This window comes from Sediminibacterium sp. (assembly GCF_030695065.1).
Lineage (GTDB): Bacteria > Bacteroidota > Bacteroidia > Chitinophagales > Chitinophagaceae > Sediminibacterium.
Window position 1 is genome coordinate 1 of sequence record NZ_JAUYTR010000003.1, and the last position, 1476, is coordinate 1476.

The 1476-nt window shown below is 28.4% G+C and carries 1 protein-coding gene; it reads left to right on the top strand.

Annotated features, from left to right (window positions below; all coding sequences use genetic code 11):
- Window positions 1-66: 66 nt before the first annotated feature.
- Complete coding sequence (locus tag Q8S25_RS00010; protein WP_305533606.1) at window positions 67-720, top strand: hypothetical protein; 654 nt, start codon at window positions 67-69, stop codon at window positions 718-720.
- The last annotated feature ends 756 nt before the right edge of the window (window positions 721-1476 follow it).

The following is a 1476-nucleotide window of genomic DNA, read 5'->3' on the forward strand; positions in this document are numbered from 1 at the left end:
AGGGATTGGTTTGGGTATCATAGTTAAAACTATAAAATTCATGTTAATTTATTGAGGTATTAGAATATGACTGATAAAAAAGGAATAAAAGAACAATGGAATGAACAAAGTAATAAACGAAAAGCCATTATGGGAATTGTAGGATTTTGCTGTTTGGGCATCATTTTAATTATAGTAATTGGTGGAATGGTATCACCTGATGCTATAAACAATACAGATAATCAAACTAAACTTAATCAAACAACTACAAATGAAACAACCTCTGCAAAAGCATCTAATGTTTTTGAAAATAAATATTATAAATTCACAATACCTGAAGGAACGACAATTAAAGACTCTGATGGAAACTTAGCTCCCCAAGGTGGAGATAATGAAAATTTAGAATTATGGGATCCAGCAGTAAACACTAAGGACATTGATGGTAAAGAAATCGGTTACGCAGAAATTAGTACAGGTAGAATGGATGGTGATGCCCAAAACAGTCTTACTGAACTAGGATATACTTCCTCAAAAAGTATAGCAGGTTATCAAAGTTATTATGATTTGACTCCTGCGAGTGGAGATCAAGAAGCATATTATGAATATCTCCTTATTCTTGGTGAAAGTAAAGAACAGCCAGGCCGTATAGATACTCTTGGTATTTCGTTTGACTCTGATACTGCTGATAAACTTAAGATAGTTATGGATAGTTTAGTAATCAAAAGTTCACTAATCAAATAAAATTATCTATTGTTGCTTAACTTATTAAGAGAACTAAATATTCAAATCAAACAAGCATATTGTTAGTGAATCATAATATTTAGTTCCAAGTTAAATATTTAGATCTGTTTTGAATATTCAGTTCTAATGAAAATATTAGGTTTATTGATTAACTAATAACTACCAAACTGTTAAGAAACTCTTTTACTTTTCTACGGATCAATATAGGACTATTTATCTTCATTATATTGTAAGTTATTGAACTTAGTATCATTATATTAAGAGTAATTTTAATCTAAATAGGTCCTGAAACTTTCTTGAAAATGAAGTAACTTAACAATTATTTAGTTATTTAACATTACTTAACAATTATTTGACAACCTAATCAGATCTTTAACTTCCAATTATATTTTATATAATTTATTGAAGGTTACAATGTTCCTTTCAGATAAACTTTATAATCTCTTTTTTAGTGATTTAAGGCATTATGGCCTGGAATTTTGTAACCTTCAAGGTTACATTTTGATGTTCGTTATATGGTAATTAAACGAAGTTAGATGTTAAAGATATTTTTATATATAAATAAATACCCAAAAAGGTATATTTTAGCTATTCTATATAGATTAACCAGGTGATAAATGATGGAAGAAAAAGCAATAATGAAACAAATTAACCTAAAACTAACCGAAAAACAACATAAAGACCTGGAAAAGTTAGGTTATGCTATGGGTGATGTAAGTAAATCAAACATGATCCGAATAGCAATAACAGAATACC

Bases quoted from the DNA above. Each gene is read 5' to 3' on its own strand.
- Q8S25_RS00010 (WP_305533606.1), top strand. From the start codon at position 67: ATGACTGATAAAAAAGGAATAAAAGAACAATGGAATGAACAAAGTAAT.